General features: G+C 67.9%; 20 protein-coding genes. 13 read left to right on the top strand and 7 right to left on the bottom strand.

What is annotated here, in order from left to right:
- The 3 genes from HV798_RS21845 to HV798_RS21835 all read left to right on the top strand — a co-directional run.
- Window positions 1–81: IS3 family transposase (locus HV798_RS21845; protein WP_175167171.1), on the top strand; the 81-nt coding region annotated here is incomplete at its 5' end.
- 128 nt (window positions 82–209) lie between these two features.
- Window positions 210–743: an isochorismatase family protein gene (locus HV798_RS21840; protein ID WP_025136802.1), complete on the top strand. Its 534-nt coding sequence runs from the start codon at window positions 210–212 to the stop codon at window positions 741–743.
- A 188-nt stretch (window positions 744–931) separates the two neighbouring features.
- The gene (locus HV798_RS21835; protein WP_025136803.1) at window positions 932–1156 is read left to right on the top strand and encodes a glycine zipper 2TM domain-containing protein; all 225 of its coding nucleotides are present in this window, start codon (window positions 932–934) and stop codon (window positions 1154–1156) included.
- Window positions 1157–1334: 178 nt separating this feature from the next.
- Here the strand turns inward: HV798_RS21835 and minE are convergent, their stop codons facing one another.
- The 4 genes from minE to HV798_RS21815 all read right to left on the bottom strand — a co-directional run bounded on the left by minE (window position 1335) and on the right by HV798_RS21815 (window position 4205).
- The gene (gene minE, locus HV798_RS21830; RefSeq protein ID WP_025136804.1) at window positions 1335–1592 is read right to left on the bottom strand and encodes a cell division topological specificity factor MinE; all 258 of its coding nucleotides are present in this window, start codon (window positions 1590–1592) and stop codon (window positions 1335–1337) included.
- Window positions 1593–1595: 3 nt separating this feature from the next.
- Window positions 1596–2411 carry a septum site-determining protein MinD gene (gene minD, locus HV798_RS21825; RefSeq protein WP_025136805.1) on the bottom strand — a complete coding sequence of 272 codons (816 nt, stop codon included), beginning with the start codon at window positions 2409–2411 and terminating at the stop codon, window positions 1596–1598.
- Window positions 2412–2495: 84 nt separating this feature from the next.
- A complete protein-coding gene (minC, locus tag HV798_RS21820; protein ID WP_175190805.1) occupies window positions 2496–3383 on the bottom strand; it encodes a septum site-determining protein MinC in 888 nt (295 codons plus the stop codon).
- A 90-nt stretch (window positions 3384–3473) separates the two neighbouring features.
- Window positions 3474–4205: an IclR family transcriptional regulator gene (locus HV798_RS21815; protein WP_175190806.1), complete on the bottom strand. Its 732-nt coding sequence runs from the start codon at window positions 4203–4205 to the stop codon at window positions 3474–3476.
- Between the two features lie 103 nt (window positions 4206–4308).
- Here HV798_RS21815 and HV798_RS21810 point away from each other — a divergent pair, with 103 nt between their 5' ends.
- Genes HV798_RS21810 through HV798_RS21800 form a run of 3 tightly spaced genes read left to right on the top strand, consistent with a single transcriptional unit; the run spans window position 4309 to window position 7561 of the window.
- Complete coding sequence (locus HV798_RS21810; protein ID WP_175190807.1) at window positions 4309–5235, top strand: hydroxymethylglutaryl-CoA lyase; 927 nt, start codon at window positions 4309–4311, stop codon at window positions 5233–5235.
- Window positions 5232–6518: a CaiB/BaiF CoA transferase family protein gene (locus HV798_RS21805; RefSeq protein WP_175190808.1), complete on the top strand. Its 1287-nt coding sequence runs from the start codon at window positions 5232–5234 to the stop codon at window positions 6516–6518. Before HV798_RS21810 ends, HV798_RS21805 begins: the two co-directional genes overlap by 4 nt.
- Before the next feature lie 47 nt (window positions 6519–6565).
- Entirely contained in the window at window positions 6566–7561 is a 996-nt protein-coding gene (locus HV798_RS21800; RefSeq protein ID WP_175190809.1) for a Bug family tripartite tricarboxylate transporter substrate binding protein, read from the top strand.
- 592 nt (window positions 7562–8153) lie between these two features.
- Here HV798_RS21800 and HV798_RS21795 read toward each other — a convergent pair.
- Window positions 8154–9920 carry a glutamine--tRNA ligase/YqeY domain fusion protein gene (locus HV798_RS21795; RefSeq protein ID WP_175190810.1) on the bottom strand — a complete coding sequence of 589 codons (1767 nt, stop codon included), beginning with the start codon at window positions 9918–9920 and terminating at the stop codon, window positions 8154–8156.
- Window positions 9921–10057: 137 nt separating this feature from the next.
- Here HV798_RS21795 and HV798_RS21790 point away from each other — a divergent pair, with 137 nt between their 5' ends.
- A complete protein-coding gene (locus tag HV798_RS21790; RefSeq protein ID WP_175190811.1) occupies window positions 10058–11401 on the top strand; it encodes a cytochrome ubiquinol oxidase subunit I in 1344 nt (447 codons plus the stop codon).
- A complete protein-coding gene (locus HV798_RS21785) occupies window positions 11398–12453 on the top strand; it encodes a cytochrome d ubiquinol oxidase subunit II (RefSeq protein ID WP_025136811.1) in 1056 nt (351 codons plus the stop codon). The genes HV798_RS21790 and HV798_RS21785 overlap by 4 nt, the downstream gene beginning before the upstream one ends.
- Window positions 12454–12468: 15 nt before the next feature.
- Here the strand turns inward: HV798_RS21785 and recQ are convergent, their stop codons facing one another.
- Window positions 12469–14298: a DNA helicase RecQ gene (gene recQ, locus HV798_RS21780; RefSeq protein ID WP_175190812.1), complete on the bottom strand. Its 1830-nt coding sequence runs from the start codon at window positions 14296–14298 to the stop codon at window positions 12469–12471.
- A 94-nt stretch (window positions 14299–14392) separates the two neighbouring features.
- On the bottom strand, window positions 14393–15685 hold the full coding sequence (locus tag HV798_RS21775) for a fimbrial protein (RefSeq protein WP_246289016.1): 1293 nt from the start codon (window positions 15683–15685) through the stop codon (window positions 14393–14395).
- A gap of 221 nt (window positions 15686–15906) precedes the next feature.
- Between HV798_RS21775 and HV798_RS21770 the strand changes: the two genes are divergently transcribed.
- From HV798_RS21770 to HV798_RS21750, 5 genes are all read left to right on the top strand, one after another.
- Complete coding sequence (locus tag HV798_RS21770; protein WP_025136814.1) at window positions 15907–16608, top strand: response regulator; 702 nt, start codon at window positions 15907–15909, stop codon at window positions 16606–16608.
- Window positions 16608–18161 carry a sensor histidine kinase gene (locus HV798_RS21765; protein ID WP_175190813.1) on the top strand — a complete coding sequence of 518 codons (1554 nt, stop codon included), beginning with the start codon at window positions 16608–16610 and terminating at the stop codon, window positions 18159–18161. The genes HV798_RS21770 and HV798_RS21765 overlap by 1 nt, the downstream gene beginning before the upstream one ends.
- A gap of 103 nt (window positions 18162–18264) precedes the next feature.
- Window positions 18265–19338 (top strand): Holliday junction branch migration DNA helicase RuvB, encoded by a 1074-nt coding sequence (ruvB, locus tag HV798_RS21760; RefSeq protein WP_025136816.1) that lies wholly within the window; start codon window positions 18265–18267, stop codon window positions 19336–19338.
- Between the two features lie 97 nt (window positions 19339–19435).
- On the top strand, window positions 19436–20401 hold the full coding sequence (locus tag HV798_RS21755; RefSeq protein ID WP_175190814.1) for a threo-3-hydroxy-L-aspartate ammonia-lyase: 966 nt from the start codon (window positions 19436–19438) through the stop codon (window positions 20399–20401).
- Between the two features lie 115 nt (window positions 20402–20516).
- Window positions 20517–21437, top strand: a complete 921-nt coding sequence (locus tag HV798_RS21750; protein ID WP_175190815.1) for a complex I NDUFA9 subunit family protein — start codon at window positions 20517–20519, stop codon at window positions 21435–21437.
- Window positions 21438–21449: the final 12 nt, after the last annotated feature.

The raw sequence follows: 21449 nt of genomic DNA, 5'->3' as shown, positions 1-21449 counted from the left end.
TACTACAATCACGACCGTATCAAGCTCAAGCTGAAAGGCCTGAGCCCGGTGCAATACCGAGCCCAGGCCTTCGGGCTTTAGTTGACCGTCCAACTTCTGGGGGTCAGTTCAATGTGCCGGGATTTTTTTGCCTGTGCAAATGGGCGCCGAGGCGTTACCCGCAAATTCTTCCGCGTTATGCTGCAAGCTTCTGACAGGAGTACTCCACCATGTTGCTGCAAGCTTCCGATTCCACGTTGCTCATCGTCGACATGCAGGGCCGCCTGATGCCCGTGATCCACGACGGCGATGCGGTGCTGGCTACGGCGCACAAGCTGGCGCAGGCGGCTCGCCTGCTCGAGGTGCCGGTGGTGGCGACCGAGCATCACAGCAAGATGCTCGGCGTGACCGTGGCGCCGCTGAACGAGCTGGTGCAGTCCACGTTCCAGAAGATGCATTTCTCTTCCACGCGCGAGCGCGGCTTTGACGCCTGGCTGCCGGCTGCGCGCAAGACCGTGCTGGTGGCGGGCTGCGAGGCCCACATCTGCGTGTTGCAGACCGTCATCGGTTTGATCGATGCGGGTTACAAGGCGGTGCTGGTGTCGGATGCGGCAGGCTCGCGCAAGCCGTCCGACCACCACGCCGCGCTGCGCCGGGCACGTGCCCATGGCGCCGAGATCGTCACTTCGGAAATGGCCATTTTCGAATGGATGGACACCTGCGAGCATCCGCGCTTCCGCGACGTGTTACGTCTGGTCAAATAGTGCGCAAGCCCTGCAACACGGCCCAGGGGAACCGCAAAGATTCCCTCGCCCTTTGACACAATTCCTGGGCAAACCTCACACCGTCCCCCGGGATATTTTGCGATCCTGAAGGCTCCAAACCCATAGGGGTGTCGTGCGCTCGCGTCTTGTTCAGGGGCGGCCCCGGGTACAAGAATAGGAGCCTCATCATGAAGATCGCATCTGTTTCCAAAATCTGTGTCGCTGTTGCCATGGCTGCCACGATGGCAGGTTGCTCGTCCTGGGACAGCATGAGCCATCGCCAGAAGAGCACGGTGGGCGGTGCGGCGCTGGGTGGTGTGGCGGGCGCCGTCATCACCAACGGCGGCATCCTGGGTACCGTGGGTGGCGCAGCCATCGGCGGTGTCATCGGCGACCAGGTCGGCAAGCACTAAGCCCGCTGCGGCAAGGGCACGCCGGCCCTGGGTGGGCCGGTGCCCGGGGCAGGTATCCATGCCTGCTGCCGCCCGCGCTGAGTGTTTCGCCCATGAAAAAACCCTCGGGAAACCGAGGGTTTTTCGTTTGTGCGCGAACGTGCCGCGGGCCGCGCAGAACGTCTGCGCGGCGCGTGCGTCAGGCTTCGCTTTGCGGCATTTCGATCTTCACTTCCAACACTTCGAGGGTGTCCTGGCGTTCCAGGTGCACCTTGATGTCTTCGGGGTTGATCTTCACGTACTTGGAAATGACCGCGATGAGTTCCTGCTGCAGCTGCGGCAGGTAGTCGGGCGAGTCGCCGCGGCCCCGCTCGTGGGCCAGGATGATCTGCAACCGCTCCTTGGCGACGGAAGCGGACGATTTCTTTTGACCAAGCAGAAACGACAGGAAGGACATTGCTTACTTGCCTCCGAACAGGCGTTTCAGGAAACCCGGCTTCTCGTAGTCGGTAAAGCGCAGGGCCTTGTCTTCGCCAAGGTAACGGGCCACGACGTCCTTGTAGGCTTCGGAAACGTCGGTCTCTTTCAGGTGAATGGCGGGCAGGCCTTGGTTGGACGCCTGCAGCACGGCTTCGGATTCGGGAATGACGCCGATGAGCTTGATGCGCAGGATGTCTTCGATGTCGCCCAGCGACAGCATTTCGCCGTCGACCACGCGCTTGGGGTTGTAGCGCGTGAGCAGCAGGAATTCCTTGACCGGCTCGCCGCCGTCGACCGCGCGCTTGGACTTGGCCGCCAGGATGCCCAGGATGCGGTCAGAGTCGCGAACGGACGAGACTTCGGGGTTGGTCACCACCAGCGCGTCGTCGGCGAAGTAGGCGGCCATCAGGGCACCCGTTTCGATGCCGGCGGGCGAATCGCAGACGATGTAGTCGAAGCCCATTTCCTTCAGGTCGTTGATGACCTTTTCCACGCCTTCCTGCGTCAGCGCGTCTTTGTCGCGCGTTTGCGAGGCGGGCAGGATGAACAGGTTTTCAAGCTGCTTGTCCTTGATCAGCGCCTGGTTGAGCGTGGCTTCGCCTTGGATCACATTGACGAAGTCGTACACCACGCGACGCTCGCAGCCCATGATGAGGTCGAGATTGCGCAGGCCGACATCGAAGTCGATGACAGCGGTCTTGTGGCCCCGCATCGCGAGGCCCGCGGAAAAACTGGCGCTCGTCGTGGTTTTACCCACGCCGCCTTTGCCGGAAGTCACCACAACAATGCGTGTCATGACGATCAAACCCTTATGTTCGAATAAATCGCGTTATCGTAAAGCAAAAAGCCCATGTAAGGCTTCTTACAGAATGTGTTGCCGTCAGGCCTTGAGCGCCTCGATGCGCAGCGTGTCGCCATCCAGCCGCACCAGTGCCGGTTGGTTCTGCAGCGACTTGTCGAGCTTGTCTTCCACCACACGGTACACTCCGGCCACGGCCAGCAGCTCCGCATCCAGGTGCGTGGTGAAGATGCGCGCCGACGTATCGCCGCGCGCGCCGGCCATGGCCTTGCCGCGCAGCGGTCCGTACACGTGCACGTTGCCGTCGGCGATGACTTCGGCGCCCTGGCTGACCATGCCGATGACGACCAGGTCGGTGTGGCGCGCATAGACGCGCTGGCCGGACCGCAGGGGCTTGGTGATGACGAGCGCCGACGACGATTGCGGCGCGGCCGGCGTCGGGCTGGGCGCCGACGTGGTACTGCTGGCGGCGCGCTCGGGCAGGGGCTCGGCGGACTTGGCGGCCGCGGTGTCGGCGGACTTCTCGGCGGGCTTGTCCGCGGGCGTGTCGGCCGGCGTGGGCGCGGAGGCGATCTCGACCGCGGCGGCAGGCACCGACGGCACCGGCGTGGCGACGTCGTTGGGCGGCGCGGTGTCCACCACCGGCATCGGGCGGGCTGCGGGCGTGGACAGTTCCACGGGCGTCAGGCCCGCGGCGCGCGCAGCGGCCAGGTTGGCGCCTTCGGCGACCACGCCGATGGGGGGCAGGTTATGCCCGCGCAGCGCCGCGACCAGCGCGGTCCAATCGATTTTTTCCTCGACGCGGCTGGCGTCGATGACGACGGGTTCGTTCTCGAAGAAGCTGCCCGCATCGGCCATGCGCTTGGCCAGCGCGGCGTTCAGGCGTTCGGGGTCGGCGCTGTGCAGGACCACCCGGATGGCATAAAGGGTGGCGCTCTTGAAGTCCAGGGCTAGGGATTCAGTGTTCATCTTGAGTGGGGCTGGCGGTTCTGTGCGCCCGAAAGGGGCGCATGCGACCGGCTGCGCAATGTCGGGGATGATAACCCGCCCCGGGGCCGTTCAATCGTTCGGCCAAGGGTAAAAACCGCCCAGTTTGCGGGTGGCATCCGCCGCGGCGGCCACCACCAGCGCCGCGTGGTCGCGTTGCAGGCGCGGCGTGGGCATGGTCAGCGTGACCGCTCCGGCCAATTCACCCGTGGCATTGAAGACCGGCGCCGAGATGCCCGACAGCTCGGGCATGCGGTCGCCTTCCAGTACCACCACGCCGCTCTGGCGGATGGATTCGTAGGGCTCGCCCGGCGCGCCCCCGAACGCCGTCAGCACGCGGCCGCCCGCGCCCCGGTCCAGGGGCAGCAGGTCGCCGGCCTTGATGTGGTCGCGCACCGGCTGCGGCGAATCGACCCGGTACAGGCACAGGCGGTGTTCGCCCTGGCGCACGTGGAACGCGGCGCTTTCGCGGGTGAGGCGCGCCAGTTCCTGCAGCACCGGCATGACCACGGCTTCCAGCGAGAACGAGGCCGCGTAGACCCCATGCAAGCGTGCGATCTCGGCGCCCAGGGCGTAGTGGCCGTCGGCCGTGCGCTGCACCAGGCGGCCGTGTTCCAGCGAGGCCAGCAAGCGCAGCACCGTGCTTTTGTAGAGCTGGGTGCGTTCGGCCAGTTCGGCCAGGGTCAGTGACCGGTCGCCCGTGCGGAAAGCGGACAGCACCGACAGGGCGCGGTCCACCGCGGCGGCGCCGCCGGGCGCTGCGTGCTGGTCGGCTAACGAGGGTTGGCTGGCTTTTCTGGGCATGGCAAAGCGGCCTTTCGGGCAGGCAGGGTTGACACCCGGAATCCGGATGGGGAATAATTTATAGAACGTCGTTCTATCTTATAGAACACTAAGGAGAAAGTCAATGCCCCAGATTCTAGTCAGCGAGGTCGGCCCCCGGGATGGGTTGCAGAGCATCGCCGCCGTCATGTCCACGCCCGCCAAGCTGCGCTGGATCACCGCGCTGGCCGCGGCCGGCCTGCGCGAAATCGAGGTCTGCTCGTTCGTGCCGCCCAAGTTGCTGCCGCAGATGGCGGACGCGGCCGATGTGGTGGCGGGCGCCCGGCAACTGCCCGGCCTGGCCGTGGCGGCGCTGGCCCCGAACCTGCGCGGCGCCCGCGCGGCCTTCGAGGCGGGCGCGGTCAAGGTCACGCTGCCCGTGTCGGTCAGCGAGGCCCATTCCCTGGCCAACGTGCGCAAGACCCACGCGCAGATGCGCGACGAAGTGGCCGCCGTGGTGGCCCTGCGCAATGCGCAATTCCCCAACGTGAAACTGGAAGCCGGCCTGTCCACCGCGTTTGGCTGCACGCTGGCCGGCCAGGTGCCGCAAGCCGACACGCTGCGCCTGGCCGTCGCGATGGCGCAACTGGGCGTGGACGAAGTGGGGCTGTCCGACACCACCGGCTACGCCAACCCCGCGCAGGTCAAGCGCCTGTTCAAGGCCCTGCGCGCCGAACTCGGCGCACGCGCGGGCGGCGCCCACTTTCACAACACCCGCGGCCAGGGGCTGGCCAATGTGGTGGCCGCGCTGGAGGCCGACGTCGACACGTTCGACGCCAGCCAGGGCGGCCTTGGCGGCTGCCCGTACGCGCCCGGCGCCACCGGCAACATCGTCACCGAAGACCTGGTGTTCCTGCTCGAGTCGATGGGCCTGGATACCGGCATCGACATGAACGGCCTCCTGGCCGCGCGCGACGCGCTGCAAGAGGGGCTGCCCGGCGAACCGCTGTACGGCCACGTGCCCGACGCCGGCCTGCCCAAGGGCTTCATCTACGCGCGGGAGGCCGCATGAATCCGCAATCGCACGACGCCGCCGCACAAACCGCCACCCAAACTGGCGAGGCGCCGCTGCCGCTGGCCGGCATCCGGGTGGTGGAATTCACCCACATGGTCATGGGCCCCACCTGCGGCATGATGCTGGCCGACCTGGGCGCCGAGGTCATCAAGATCGAACCGGTGCAGGGCGACAACACGCGCCGCCTGAAGGGCTCGGGTGCGGGCTTTTTCGCCATGTTCAACCGCAACAAGAAAAGCCTGCCGGTCAACCTGCAGGACCCGCGCGGCATCGAGCTGGTGCTCAAGCTGATCGCCAGCGCCGACATCGTCAGCGAAAACTTCAAGGCCGGCACCATGGCCCGGCTGGGGCTGGACTACGCCACCCTGTCCAGGCTGAACGAACGCCTGATCTACGTCTCGCACAAAGGCTTCCTGCCCGGCCCCTACCAGCACCGCACCGCGCTGGACGAAGTGGTGCAGATGATGGGCGGCCTGGCCTACATGACCGGCCCCGAAGGCCGGCCCTTGCGTGCCGGCGCCGCGGTCAACGACATCATGGGCGGCATGTTCGGCGCCATGGGCGCCATGGCCGCGCTGCTGGAACGCGCCCGCACCGGCCGCGGCCAGGAAGTGCAAAGCGCGCTGTTCGAGAACAACGTGTTCCTGGTCGGCCATCACATGATGCAGTACGCCGTCACCGGCAAGCCCGCCGCCCCCATGCCCAGCCGCATCTCGGCCTGGGCCGTGTATGACGTCTTCACCGTCAAGGACGGCGAACAGATCTTCCTGGCCGTGGTGTCCGACACCCAATGGAAATTGTTCTGCGAGGCCTTCGGTTTCGCCGACCTGGCCCAGGATGCGCGCCTGGCCGGCAACAACGACCGCGTCGAAGCCCGTTCGTGGCTCATGCCCATGCTGCGCGAACGCATGGCGCCGCTGGCCGCCGCCGACATCGCCGCTCGCTTCGAGGCCCAGGGCCTGCCCTACGCGCCGATTGCCAAGCCGCAGGACCTGTTCGACGACCCGCACCTGACCGCCACCGGCGGCCTGGCCGACATCACCTTGCCGCAAGACGGTGCGGGCAGCGGTGCGGGCAGCGGCGGGGCAGGCAATGGTGCGGCTGGCAAACACGCCAAGGTGCCGCTGCTGCCCATCACGCTGGGCGGCCGCCGCCCCGGCGTGCGTACCGATCCCCCGGCACTGGGCGCGCAGGGCGCCCAGTTGCTGGAAACCCTGGGGCTGAGCGCGACGCAGATCGCGGCCCTGACCGAAGCCGGCGTCGTAGGGCCGGTGAACTGACCGCGACCGCCCCGGCCGCCACCAAGAATCCTTCTGGAGACAACCGCATGAATCCCTTCCCGCGCCTTCTTCCGCGCTGCCTTGCCGCGGCCGTCCTGGCCGCCGCCACCCTGGCCGGCGCCGCGCCCGCCACCGCCGCCGCCTATCCCGAGCGCCCCATCAACCTGGTCGTGCCCATGCCCCCGGGCGGCGGCACCGACGTCGTCAGCCGCCTGCTGGCCGAACGCCTGGGCGTGGCCACCGGCTGGAGCCTGGTGGTGCAGAACAAGCCCGGCGCCACCGGCAACATCGGCATGGACTACGTGGCCCGCGCCCAGCCCGACGGCTACACCGTCGGCATGGGCCAGGCCGCCAACCTCGCGATCAACCCGGCGCTCTATCCCAAGATGCCGTTCGACCCCAAGAAGGACTTCACCCTGGTCGGCCTGATCGCCGCCCAGCCCGTCGTCCTGGTCGTGCGTGCCGATTCGCCCTACAAGACCCTGGCCGACCTGGTCGACGACGCCAAGAAAAAGCCCGCCTCGTCCCTGCGCCTGGCCTCGGCCGGCAACGGCACCATCGGCCACATGTCCGGCGTCATGCTTGCCCGCCGCGCCGGCATCGAGTTCCTGCACGTCCCCTACAAAGGCGCCGGCCCCGCCGTCACGGACCTGGTAGGCGGCCAGACCGACCTCTACTTCATCACCCCCCAGACCGCCTTCCCCCTGCTCGCCGCCAACAAACTGCGCGCCCTGGCCGTCACCTCCAACACCCGCCTGGCCGCCTTGCCCGACGTCCCCACCGTCGCCGAATCCGGCTACCCCGGCTTCGAAGCCTCCGCCTGGACCGGCCTGGTCGGCCCCGCCCACATGCCCCCCGACATGGTCACCCAACTCAACGCCCGCATACAGACCGTCCTGAAAGAACCCGACCTGATCAAACGCCTGGAAGCCGAAGGCAGCCAACCCCTGGGCGGCACCCCCGCCGACTTCGAGGCCTACATGAAATCAGAAACCACCAAATGGGCCGACGTAGTCAAGGCCGCCAACATCAAGATGGACTAGGCAGGGCAACAGCAATAAGGCAGGGCGCCCGCGCTAAGCGCAGTCGAACAGACAGGGCCCCTGCCGACACACGCAAAAGCGACCCGCACACCCGCCAACGGGCCACCCCAACAAGGCGCGCTGCGCGCAAGCGCTCCGCGCACACCGCCACGACGCACGAAACCGCGTAAGTCCCGGCAAGGCCGCCCGCGCGGCCGTCCGGGACGGGCCCCGCAAACTCCCCCCTCCCACTCCGGCCCAGCAGCGCCCCAACCCTCGCAACCCGTAGCCCCTCGTGCCGGGGATCTGTGGGGCGAGCAACCTCGATGCGCCCAAGGGAATCCGTAGGGAGCCGCAGGCGGACGAGGATGACGCAGGGGCAGTCCGGAGCGAAGGCTCCGGACCGCAATCGTGGGCGCTCGCCCCACAGATCCCCGGCGCGAGGGGCGACCTACGAAGAAACAACCCTGCAACCCAACCCCCCCCAATAAAGGCCGCGCCCCGTCGCACGCCGCGACATCCCATTCCCCCGGACGACCCACAAAAAAAAAGCGCCCCACAAAGAGGCGCCTTTCTCAAAAAGAAGATCTCAGACAGAGACCCAGGCAGCAACTCAACCCTGCCCCCAGGAATCCCGCAACGTAACCACCCGATTCAACACCGGCTTCTCCACAGAAGACTCCTTCAAGTCCGCAGTGAAATACCCCAACCGCTCAAACTGCCAGGTCGCCCCAGGAACCGCCAAGGTCCCCGGCTCCAGCCACGCAGTGACGGTCTGCTTCGAATTCGGATTCAGGCAAGCCAGGAAATCCTTGTCCCCGCCATCCGGCCGCGCATCCGCAAACAACCGGTCGTACAGGTGGATCTGCGCCGGCACCGCATGCGCCGCGCTCACCCAGGTGATATTGCCCTTGACCTTCACGCTGTCCGCGCCCGGCGTACCGCTCTTGGTCTCCGGCAGGTACTCGGCCTGCACCTCGACCACCTCGCCCGCCTCGTTCTTCGTGAAGCCCGTGCAGCGCACCACGTAGCCGTACTTCAGGCGCACCGTATTGCCCGGGAACAGGCGGAAATACTTCTTCGGCGCTTCCTCGCGGAAGTCGTCACGCTCGATCCACAGCTCGCGCGACAGCGGGAATTCGCGCACGCCCGCTTCCGGATCGTGCGGATTGCGCGGCGCCGTGCAGACTTCGGTCTGGCCTTCCGGGTAATTCGTGATCACCAGCTTGATCGGGTCCAGCACCGCCACCGAACGCGCAGCGATCGGGTCCAGGTCGTCGCGCACCGCTTGTTCCAGCAGGCTGTAGTCGATACGCGAATCCGACTTCGACACCGCCGTGCGGTCGCAGAACAGGCGGATCGAGGCCGGCGTGTAGCCGCGGCGGCGCAGGCCGAAAATGGTCGGCATGCGCGGGTCGTCCCAGCCGTCCACGTGGCCTTCGCGCACCAGTTGCAGCAGCTTGCGCTTGCTGGTGACCACGTAGCTCAGGTTCAGGCGGGCGAATTCGTACTGGTGCGGCAGCGGCTGGGCCAGCTTGCCCAGCTCGGCCAGGCGCGTCAGGATCCAGTCGTAGAACGGGCGCTGGTCTTCGAACTCCAGCGTGCACACGCTGTGCGTGATGCCTTCCAGCGCGTCTTCCACCGGGTGCGCCCAGCTGTACATCGGGTAGATGCACCACTGGTTGCCCGTGCGGTGGTGGGTCGCATGGCGCACGCGGTACATGACCGGGTCGCGCAGGTTGATGTTGGGCGACGCCATGTTGATCTTGGCGCGCAGCACCAGGCTGCCGTCCGGGTGCTTGCCGTCGCGCATCTCGCGCAGCAGCGTGATCGACTCGGCGGCCGGGCGGTTGCGCCAGGGCGAGTCGGTGCCGGGTTCGGTCAGCGTGCCGCGGTTGGCGCGGATCTCTTCGGGGCTTTGCTCGTCGACATAGGCGTGGCCGGCCTCGACCAGCGCCTCGGCGAACTCATACATATAGCCGAAGTAGTCGCTGGCGAAATACAGGTTGTCGCGGCCGTCGGCCTTCCAGTCGAAACCCAGCCAGTGCACGGCCTCGATGATGGCGTCGACGTATTCCTGGTCTTCTTTCTCGGGGTTCGTGTCGTCGAAACGCAGGTGACAGACGCCGCCGAAATCGCGGGCCAGCCCGAAATTCACGCAGATGCTCTTGGCGTGGCCGATGTGCAGGTAGCCGTTGGGCTCCGGCGGAAAGCGCGTGCGGATGCGGGCCGGATCGGGCTCACCCTGCTGCTGCACGGCCGCCGGGCCAGGCTTGCCCGCCCAACGCTTGCCCTGGAAGCGGTTGGCTTGCAGGTCGTCTTCGACGATGTTGAGCAGGAAATTGGATGCAGCGGGGGTCGGCGTCGTGGCGGAGGTCATTCTTGAAAGAATAGGAAAAAGCAGCGACAAAGCGTCAATTTTGCCACGTTCCTGAGAAGGGCCATTTCCAGGGGGGCCGCAAGCGGTTTCAAACTGTCCCCCATCGTCATGTAACTGGCTCTACACTACGGGCCATCATGGATATTTCCACCCTATCTTTGGCCCGCGCGCAATTCGTGGCCAGCCTGAGCTTCCTGGCGCTGTTCCTGGCCGTGGCCCTGGCGCTTGCCTGGGTTCTGCTGTTCTTCAAGATTCGCGCCCGCGTGTCCGGGCAGGGCGGCTGGACGGCCGCCTACCGCTTCTGGGTCCGCATCTTCGCCCTGTCTTTCGTCCTCACCCTGGCCGCCTGCGTGCCGGTACTGATCCAGCTGGGCAGCCTGTGGGCGGGCCTGATGGACAAGATCGGCAACATCGCCGGCCCCTTGCTGGGCTACGGCATCCTGTCCGTCTTCATCCTCAAGTCCTGCTTCCTGGGCGTCATGCTGTTCGGCCAGCGCCGCGTGTCCGACGGCGCCCACACCCTGGCGGTGCTGATGGTGGCGGTGGGCCAGCTGGTCGCGCTGTTCTGGGTGCTGGCCTTGCAATCCTGGATGCAGACGCCTGACGGCGCCGTGCTGGTCGACGGCCGCTACCAGGTCTACGACTGGGTGGCCGTGGTGCTGAACCCATCCGTCGGCTGGCGCATGGGGGTGGTGGTCGTGGGGTCGGCGCTGGCGGCGGCCTTCCTGATGATGGGCGTGACCGCGCTGCAAGCGCTGCGCCGCCCGCTGGACGACGGCGAACGCTGCACCTTCAAGACCGGCCTGGCCATCGCGGCCCTGGCTGCCGTGCTGCAAGTGCCGGTGGCCACGGGCGCCGGGCAGATGGTGGCTCAATACCAGCCCGCCAAGGCGGCCGCCGCGGCCGGCTACTGGGAAAGCGGCACCGAGCCGCGCCTGGTGCTGTTCGGCTGGCCGGATGCCCGCGCCCATACCAACGTGGCCGACTGGACCCTGCGCAATGCCGGCGGCATGTGGCTGCACCGCAATGAAGACGGCACCTACCAGGGCCTGGACAAGTATTCCGGCATGCTGCCGCCGGTGGCGCTGACCTTCTGGTCGCTGCGGGTGGCGGCTGGCCTGGGCCTGCTGATGCTGGCCGTGTCCTGGATCACTTTCCTCTGGACCTGGCGCCGGGGCCTGGACGTGGCCGTCCTGCCGCAATGGTGGCAGCGGGTGCTGTGCGGCATGATGTTCTCGGGCGGCATCGCCGTCGTGGCCAGCTGGTGGGTGTCCGTCATCGGCCTGCAACCCTTTGCCGTGAACGGCACCGTCACGCAGTCCGAAGTACTGGGCGCGGTGTCCTCCAGCACCGTGCTGTACGGCCTGGTGGGCTACGGCCTGCTCTACGCGCTGCTGCTGGCGGCCTTTGCCGGCATGCTGTTCCACGCCGCGCGCTACGGCGTGGTGCCGGTGCGCAAACTCGCCGGAGGCACGCCATGATCGCCATGCTGGCCGCGTCGCAAGGCCTCAGCCCCGAAGATCCTTCCTTCTGGATGCCGCTGGCGTTCATGGGCCTGCTGTTCGTCGTCATTGCCGCCGGCATGGTGCTGGACGGCTTCGACCTGGGCGTGGGCATCCTGCTGCAACTGGCGCCCGAGCAAGAGCGCGGCCGCATGATGAGCCTGCTCAGCCCCTGGCGCGATGCCAACGAATTCTGGCTGCTGCTGGGCATGGGCCTGTTCGCCTCGGCGTTTCCATTCGCCTGGGGCGCGGTGCTGGGCAAGCTGTACGGGCCGCTCACCTTCATGGTGTTGGGCGTGGTGCTGCGCAGCGTGGCGTTCGAATTCCGCATCCGCGCCCGCACCGAGGCCAAGCCGCGCTGGATCTTCGCATTCTGGGCCGGGTCGCTGATCACCGCGTTCGGCCAGGGCATGCTGCTGGGGCGCATCGCCACTGGCTACCAGTCCGACGCCGGCTATGGCTGGTTCGCAATGTTCGTCGGCCTGTGCGCGGTGGCGGCCTATGTGCTGCTGGGCGCCTCGTGGCTGGTGATGCGGGTCGATGGCGACCTGCAACGCCGCGCCGCCAACTGGGCGCGCCACGCGATCCGCTGGACCGCGGTCGGCATGGTCGCCATCGCCGTCACGCTGGGCCTGGCCAACGCCGGCATCTTCTATAAATGGAGCAACATCGCCCATCTGAGCCTGGCGGCCACGGTCTGGGTGCTGATGCTGGCCGGCTTCGTGGCGGCCGAAATGCTGCTGGCCCGCCTGCCGGGCCGCGCCGACCGCTTCAGCTGGTTGCCGTTCGTGCTGTGCGTGGCGCTGTTCCTGTTGATGCTCAGCGGTCTGGCCTACAGCCTGTTCCCCTACCTGATCCTGGACGACATGACGCTGTGGGACGGCGCCGGCGCGCTCGGCTCGATGCGTCTGGTGATGGCGGGCGCGGTGGTGGGCATTCCGGTGGTGCTGGTGTTCAACATCCTGGCCTACCGCTCGGTGTTCGGCAAAGAGCGTGCGCCCGTGCCGCTGCTGCCGCCGCCGTCACCCTGACGGGCGCCGCACGCGCTACAGCACCGGCCGCGCCACCCGCTGCAGGATTTCTTCGCCGTAGGCTTCCAGCTTGCGCGCGCCCACGCCGCTGATGTGGCTCAGCGCATCCATCGATTCAGGCTGGGCCAGCGCGATTTCCCGCAGCGTGGCGTCGTGGAAGATCACGTAGGCGGGCACGCCGTGGCTCTTGGCCACTTCGCCGCGCCAGGCGCGCAGCGCCTCGAACACCGGTTGCAGCTCGGCCGGCAGGTCCACCGCCGCGGCCTTGGCCCGGGTGCCGCCGGTCTTGCTGGAACGGGCCTTCTTTTCGGATTCGCGCCGCAGCATCAACTGGCGTTCGCCCTTGAGCACTGCGCGGCTGCCTTCGGTCAGGGCCAAGGTGCCGAACCCTTCGCTGTCCACCGTCAGCAGCCCTTGCGCCAGCAATTGGCGCAGCACGCCGCGCCAGGCGGTGTCGCTCAGGTCTTCGCCCACGCCGAACACGCTCAGCGTTTCGTGGCCGTGCTGGCGGGTGCGGTCGGTGACCTTGCCGCGCAGGATGTCGATGATGTGGCCGGCGCCATAGCGCTGGCCGCGTTCTTTCCACAGGCGGTACACGGCCGACAGCACTTTTTGCGCGGCCACGGTGCCGTCCCAGGCCTGGGGCGGGTCCAGGCAGACGTCGCAGTTGCCGCAGGCGGTGATCTGCTGGCCGAAATACGCCAGTAGCCGCACCCGGCGGCATTCCACCGTTTCGCACAGGCCCAGCATGGCGTCCAGCTGCTGGCCCAGGCGGCGGCGGTAGGATTCATCGCCGGGGGATTCATCGATCATGCGGCGCTGCTGCACCACGTCTTGCAGGCCGTAGGCCAGCCAGGCCGTGGCGGGCAGGCCGTCGCGGCCGGCGCGGCCGGTTTCCTGGTAGTAGCCCTCGACCGACTTGGGCAGGTCGATGTGGGCCACGAAGCGCACGTCGGGTTTGTCGATGCCCATGCCGAACGCGATCGTGGCGACCATCACCACGCCGTCTTCGCGCAGGAAACGCGACTGGTTGGCCGCCCGCACCTGGGCGCTGAGCCCCGCGTGGTAAGGCATGGCGTCGATGCCCTGGTTGCACAGGAATTCCGCGGTTTCCTCGACCCGGGCGCGCGACAGGGCGTACACCACGCCGGATTCGCCCTCGTGCTCGGTGCGGATCATGTCCAGCAGCTGCTTGCGCACTTCGTTCTTTTCAACGATGCGGTAGCGGATGTTGGGGCGGTCGAAGCTGGAAACGAAGTGGTGCGCGTCGTCCAGCGACAGGCGGTGGGCGATCTCGGTGCGGGTCTCGGCCGTGGCGGTCGCGGTCAGGGCGATGCGCGGCACGTTGGGCCAGCGCTCGTGCAGCATCGACAGGCCCAGGTATTCCGGCCGGAAATCGTGGCCCCATTGCGATACGCAGTGGGCTTCGTCGATGGCGAACAGCGCGATGTTGCCGCGGTCGAGCAATTGCAGGCAGCGGTCGGTCAGGAGCCGTTCGGGGGCGACGTACAGCATGTCGAGTTCGCCGGCCACGAAGGCTTCTTCGACGTCGCGCGCCACCCGCCATTCCTGCGTGGAATTCAGGAACGCGGCGCGCACGCCCAGTTCGGTCAGGGCGTCGACCTGGTCCTGCATCAGGGCAATCAGCGGCGACACGATGATGCCGGTGCCTTCGCGCACCAGGGACGGAATCTGATAACAGAGCGACTTGCCGCCGCCCGTGGGCATCAGGACCAGCGCGTCGCCGCCGTCGATGACTTGCTGGACAATGGCTTCTTGGTCGCCGCGGAAGGATTCGTAACCGAAAACGCGCTGCAGGACACCTAGGGCGCGCGCGTCAGACATGGGGATAGGCCGTGAGCATCATGGCGGGGATTTTAAGCCGCAAATCCGGATGGCCGGTCCGAGGGGGATATTTCCGTCCGCCGGGCGGGCCGCGTCACCAGCTGAGCCAGGTGCCGCGCATGAAGGTATCGACCGGCATGCTGAGGTTGGCGCGCCACTCGTAATTGCCGGAAATGATGTCGCGGTCGGCGCCGACGGCCAGCTTGACCTTGGGCGCCACGAACATGCTGTGCGACAGCCCGACGCGCTGTTCGGCCAGCGCCGAGCCTTCGTGCAGCCCCGAATAGGTGCCGCTGAGCGTGCCCCAGCCGGTGATGGGCACGCCGGCCGACAGCGTATTGCGCGTCTGCGGCGCCGCGGCCACGCCGCCCGAATAATTGGACAGGTCGCCGTAGCCGGCGCCGATCTGCTCGTTGGTGTAGCCCAGGTTGACAGCATCGGCCACGTCTACGTTGTAGCCAAAGCGGTAGCGCCAGGCGCTGGACGCGTCGTACGAGCTTTGGGTGGCGCCGGCCTGGAACGTGCCGTAGTCGCCGGCCGCGTAGGTGGTGCCCATGCCGCGGGTGGTCAGGGACGGGGCGCTTTGCATCTGGCCCTCAAGCGTCAGCACGGGCGTCAAGCCATAGCGCACGGTGCCGCTGCCGACCGAGGCGCCATAGTCCACCGCGCCGGACGTGGCGGACGGGTCCATGCGGTTCAGCTTGCCCAACGACGACGAATAACCGAAGCCGCCGGCGGGCAGAGTGCTGCCCGCGCCGAGCGAATTGGAAATCTGCAGCCCGCCCACCGGGGCACTGCTGCCCCAGGCCGGGGCATTGGCGCTGATGTTGCCCACGGCCACCGTCGGGCCGCTGGTGTTGTTGTAGACCCAGTTGCGGTCGCCGCCGTAGCGCAGGCCGTCCTGTCCGCTGACCGAGGCGAACCAGGGACGGCTGGGGCGCGAAACGCCGGACACCACGACGACGGGGCCGCTGGGTATGTCCCCGCTTTGCAGGTCGAAGGTGTATTCGGGAGGATCGGCGGTGGCCTGTGCCGGGGTGCAGCCCAGCGCGGCGGTCGTGTCCTCGCCCGTCAGCGTCGAGCCCGTCCCCGGTATCAAGTCCGTGTCGGCGGCGCCGACCACGCTGGTGTCCATGGCGGGTTCGGCCGATTGCAGGTCGCAGGGGGTCGGGTCCAGCGGCACCGCCCGGGATTCGATCGACGGCGCAGGGCGCACGGGCATCGGCTGCACCGGCGAGAGCACGCCGATACCGCGCGCCACGTAGGCGGGAACCGGGGGGGAGGAGGCTGCGGACGGGCCGCCGAACGCCGGGATGAGCGGGCAGGCCAGGCCTGCCGTCAACGCCGCGTGCAACAGCCGTCTGCGCCAGATTGCAGGGGCGACCATAACGACAGTGTAGAAAGGGGACGCTGCCGCAGCTGTAAACGATCTTTAGTAAACCGGACCAGGGAATGCGGGCAGTGCCGATCATTTTAGGGCCAGTTGCCGCCGGTCCGCCATGCCTGCGCCAAGTGGGCGCCAACGCCGGCAAACATCGTGCAACAGGTATATTTCAGATGATTTCTTGCCCCTTGCCCCGGGGCGCGGACGGCTCCACTATGGCAACCATGGACACTCACCACACCAAGCTGCTGGTCGTCGACGACGACCCGGCCCTGCGTCAGTTGCTGGCCGACTACCTGAACCGCCACGGCTACGACACCCTTTTGGCGCCCGACGCCAGCGACCTGCCGTCGCGCATCACCCGCTATGCCCCTGACCTGCTGGTGCTGGACCGCATGCTGCCCGGCGGCGATGGTGCCGACGCCTGTCGCCGCCTGCGCGAACAGGGCGAAGACATCCCCGTCATCCTCTTGACCGCCCGCGACGAAGCCGTCGACCGCATCATCGGCCTGGAAGCCGGCGCCGACGACTACGTCGGCAAGCCCTTCGATCCGCGCGAGCTGCTGGCCCGCATCGAAGCCGTGCTGCGGCGCAAGCGCGGCCCGTCGGCCCTGACCAAGGACGCGCCCGTGTCGTTCGGCCCGTTCCTGTTCGATCCGTCCACCCGGCAGTTGTCGCGCGAGGGCACCGTGGTCAAGCTCACCGGCGGCGAAATCAACCTGCTCGAAGCCCTGGTGCGCAACGCCGGCAAGCCGCTGTCGCGTGAACGCCTGCTGGCGCTGGCCCGTGACGACGATGCCGGCGAGCGCAACGACCGCGCCATCGACATCGCGATCCTGCGCCTGCGCCGCGTCATCGAAGACGATCCCAAGCAACCCCGCTGGATCCAGACCGTCTGGGGCATCGGCTACCGGTTCTCGCCCTGATGCGCCTGTCCCCCGGTTTCCTGGTGCCGCGGTCGCTGCGCGCGCGGCTGATCCTGCTGATCCTCGGGTCCGTGCTGCTGACGCAGGCGGCCACGCTGGTCACGGTGTCCTACTTCCGCCACAAGTTCATGGAAGATGTGGCCATCGGCTACATCACCACCACCATCCGTACCCTGCGCGCCGCCGTGTCGCAGGTGCCCGCCGAAGACCGGGCCGATTTCGTGCGCGCCGCCTCGCAGAACCAGTGGCGCCTGTGGTCCCGGGTGTTGCCCGCCGAAGCCAAGCTGCAGCGCTTCAACGGCCGCCGGCCGCCGCCGCATTCGTCGCAGCGTCCGCCTCCGCCGCCGCCCCCGCCATCGTCCACGCAATTCCAGGGGCCGCCGCCTCCGCCCGACATGCGCGTCGACGAACGCGAGGTCGAAAACGGCCACGAACAGCGCGAACGCGAGCGTGAACGCGAAGAACACGTGCGCCGCTACAAACCCGAGCCCGACGACGTGCGCCGCGACCTGCGAGCGCTGGTGCAGCAGCTGAACGAACGCCTGAACGACGGCACCCGGGTGGCGCTGTCGCGCGGCCCGACGCCGGAAATCTTCATCTCGCTGGCGCCCAACCCGGCCAGCGAAGACGCGCCGCGCCTGCGCGAATGGCTGGTCATCCCGCTGGACCGCCTGGACCCGCCAGTGGCCACCCCCTTCATCGCCGCCTGGCTGGGCGGGCTGGGCCTGTTGCTGTTGCTGGCGGTGGGTTTCTCTTGGCACATCACCCGGCCCATCACCCGCCTGGCCGACGCCGCCGACCGCCTGGCCGCCGGCCAGCCGCAGCGGGTGGAACCCTCCGGCCCTCACGAAACCCGGGTGCTGGGCGAACGTTTCAATGCCATGCTCGACGCGTTGGCCGAGTCCGACTCGGTGCGACGCACGCTGCTGTCCGGCCTGCCGCACGACCTGAAGGGGCCGCTGTCGCGCATGTGGCTGCGCATCGAGCTGGCCGACGATTCCGCCCTGAAGGAAGGGCTGCGCACCGACCTGCAGGACATGCAGCACATGGTCGACCAGTTCATCGGCTTCGTGCGCGGTACCGACCCCGCGGCCTACCGCTACGCCTCGATGGTGCTGCCCGACTGGCTGACCGAACGCGTCAACGCCTGGCAGGGCGCCGGCACCGACATCCACCTCAAGACCACGGGCGACGACGCCGCGCTGGTGGTGCAGGGCGATGCCGTGGCGCTGGGCCGCCTGCTGGACAACCTGATCGGCAATGCCCTGAACCACGGCGCACCGCCCGTGGACGTCTGCCTGCGGCGCGAGGGCGCGTTCGCGGTGCTGGACGTGTCCGATCATGGCCCCGGCATCGTGCCCGAACGCCGCCTGGAAGCCCTGCGGCCCTTCAGCCGCCTGGACGACGCCCGTACCCGTACCGGCAGCGTCGGCCTGGGCCTGGCCCTGGCCGAGGCCATCGCCCGCGCCCACGGCGGTTCGCTCGAGCTGCTGCAGGCCGAATCCGGCGGGCTGTGCGTGCGGGTCAAGCTGCCGGTGGCCGAAGGGGTCTAGGGCCGGCCGCGGGCGACGGCCCTGTTTTCGAGACAGGCCGGTCCCGCGCGCGGCCATTACGGTACGATGCAGCATCCTGCTTCGCATCCCGTTTTTCCGCACCATGGCCATCCAGTCCGATTCGCTCTCTTCCCGACCCGACGCTCCCCGCATCGTGGCGCCCCAACCGGTGTCGCCCAACGAGGAATCGATCGAGCGCGCCCTGCGGCCCAAGGCGCTGCAAGAGTACGTCGGCCAGCAGCGCGCCCGCGAACAGCTCGAAATCTTCATTGCCGCCGCCCGCAAGCGCGGCGAAGCCCTGGACCACGTGCTGCTGTTCGGCCCGCCGGGCCTGGGCAAGACCACGCTCGCTCACATCATTGCGCATGAAATGGGCGTGCAGCTGCGCCAGACCTCCGGCCCGGTGCTGGAACGCCCCGGCGACCTGGCCGCGCTCCTGACCAACCTGGAAAAGAACGACGTTCTGTTCATCGACGAGATCCACCGCCTGTCGCCCGTGGTCGAGGAAATCCTCTACCCCGCGCTGGAAGATTTCCAGATCGACATCCTGATCGGCGAAGGTCCGGCCGCGCGCAGCGTCAAGCTGGACCTGCAACCCTTCACGCTGGTCGGCGCCACCACGCGCGCCGGCATGCTGACCAACCCGCTGCGCGACCGCTTCGGCATCGTCTCGCGGCTCGAGTTCTACAACGCCACCGACCTGGGCCACATCGTGACCCGCAGCGCCGGCCTGCTCAACGCGGGCATCACGCCCGATGGCGCCGCCGAAGTCGCGCGCCGCGCCCGCGGCACGCCGCGTATTGCCAACCGGTTGCTTCGCCGTGTGCGCGACTACGCCGAGGTCAAGGCCAGCGGAACCATCGACGCCGACGTCGCCGGCCGCGCGCTGGCCATGCTCGAAGTCGACCCGCAGGGCCTGGACCTGATGGACCGCAAGCTGCTCGAAGCCATCATCCACAAGTTCGACGGCGGCCCTGTCGGCGTGGACAGCCTGGCCGCCGCCATCGGAGAAGAGCGCGACACGATCGAAGACGTGATCGAACCCTACCTGATCCAGCATGGTTACCTGCAGCGCACGCCGCGCGGCCGCACCGCCACGCTGACCACCTGGCGCCACCTGGGCCTGACCCCGCCGGCCGGCGCGGCCAGCGGCAGCGGCGAGTTGTTCGGCAAGTAAGCGGGCGGGCAGGCAGGGCGGCGGCGCGAATACCGCCGCGGGTTTATGATCCGAGGGTTTCGATTCCGACTCTCTCCGCGATCAAAGGACCGTTTCCATGCTGCCCGAACTGCCCTCTTTCGACGATGTCGTCCGCGCCAGCGAACGCCTGGCCGGCAATGCGCACCGCACGCCCGTGCTCACTTCGACCACGGCCGACGCCATCGCCGGCGCCTCGCTGTTCTTCAAGTGCGAGAATTTCCAGCGCATGGGGGCGTTCAAGTTCCGAGGCGGCTTCAACGCGATCGCGCGCCTGACGCCGGAACAGCGCGCCGCTGGCGTGGTCACGTTCTCGTCGGGCAACCACGCGCAGGCGATTGCGCTGGCTTCCAAGCTGCAGGGCGTCAAGGCCACCATCATCATGCCGCTGGACGCCCCCGCGGCCAAGCGCGCCGCCACCGAAGGCTACGGCGGCCATATCGTCACCTACGACCGCTACACCGAAGACCGCGAAGACATCGCCCGCCGCATCCAGACCGAGACCGGCGCCACGCTGATCCCGCCCTACGACCACGAGGACGTCATCGCCGGCCAGGGCACGGCCGCGAAGGAACTGTTCGAGGAAGTCGGCGAACTGGACTACCTGTTCGTCTGCCTGGGCGGGGGCGGCCTGCTGTCCGGCTCGGCCCTGTCGGCATTCGCGCTCAGCCCGCGCTGCCTGGTCTACGGCGTCGAGCCCGAAGCCGGCAACGATGGCCAGCAATCGCTGCGCAAAGGTGAAATCGTCCGAATTCCGGCGCCCAAGACGCTGGCCGACGGCGCCGCGACCACCCACCTGGGCCACCTGACCTTCCCCCTCATCCAGAAGTACGTGCGCGATATCGTGACCGTCACGGACGACCAGTTGGTGACCACCATGAAATTCTTCGCCGAGCGCATGAAGATGGTGGTCGAACCCACGGGCTGCCTGGCGGCCGCGGCCGTGTTGCAGAACGTCGTGCCGGTGCGCGGGGCGCGCGTCGGCGTCATCATCAGCGGCGGCAACGTCGACCTTCCGGCCTACGGCAAGTTGCTGGCGGGCTGAGCCTGCCCGCGGCGCCGGGGCGCCGAATCGCCCCGGCACGGCCGCCTGCGTGCTTGCGGCCAACGCCCGTGCAGGGCAGAATCGGGCTTGAATCCTGAAGAACAGGGGCTGCTCCATGCGTATCCTTGTCATCGGCGGCACCGGCTTCATCGGCCGTCACCTCATCGCCCGGCTGTCCGGCGCGCAGCACCAGATCCTGGTGCCCACCCGCCGCTACGGCCAGGGGCGAGACCTCCAGCTTCTACCGACCGTCACCTTGCTTGACCGCGACGTGCACGACGATGCCGCGCTCGATGACCTGGCGCGCGGCTGTGACGCGGTGGTGAACCTGGTGGGCATTCTGCACGGCAAATCCGGCCGTCCGTACAGGTCGGATTTCGCCCAGGCGCACGTGCTCCTGCCCCAACGCATCGCACGGGCTTGCCGCCGCCAGGGCGTGCGCCGCCTGTTGCATGTCAGCGCCCTGGGCGCCGATTCCGCCGGCGCCAGCATGTATCAGCGCTCCAAGGGCGACGGCGAAGCCGCCATCCAGAAAGAACTGGCCGACTGGCGCGAGGGCGGCTGGACGATATTCCGCCCGTCCGTGGTGTTCGGACCCGACGACAATTTCACCAATATGTTCGCGCGGCTGGCGCGCTGGCTGCCGGTGCTGCCGCTGGCCGGTGCGCAGGCGCGCATGCAGCCGGTGTACGTGGGCGACGTGGTGTCGGCCATGGTCACCGCGCTGGGCGATTCGCACACCTGCGGCAAAGCCTACGAACTGGGCGGCCCGCAGGTCTACACCATGGGCGAGATCGCCCGCCTGTGTGCGGCCTGGGGCGGCCATCCGCGCCCGGTGATCGGCGTGCCGATGGGCGTGGGGCGCTTGCAGGCGATGCTGTTCGAATGCCTGCCCGGCAGGCCGCTGATGTCGCGCGACAACCTGGATTCCCTGCGCCGCGACAATATCTGCCTGGGGCCGATCGCCCCTGAACTGAACGTGGTGCCCACCGGCCTGGAAGCGGTGGCGCCGGGTTACCTGGCGCCCGTGCGCTAGCGGGCGGCGCGA

Origin of the sequence: Achromobacter deleyi (assembly GCF_902859705.1) — a bacterium.
Classification (GTDB): Bacteria; Pseudomonadota; Gammaproteobacteria; order Burkholderiales; family Burkholderiaceae_B; genus Achromobacter; species Achromobacter deleyi.
The sequence above is the reverse complement of the archived record's forward strand: the minus strand, read 5'-3'. Positions and strand labels throughout refer to the sequence as shown.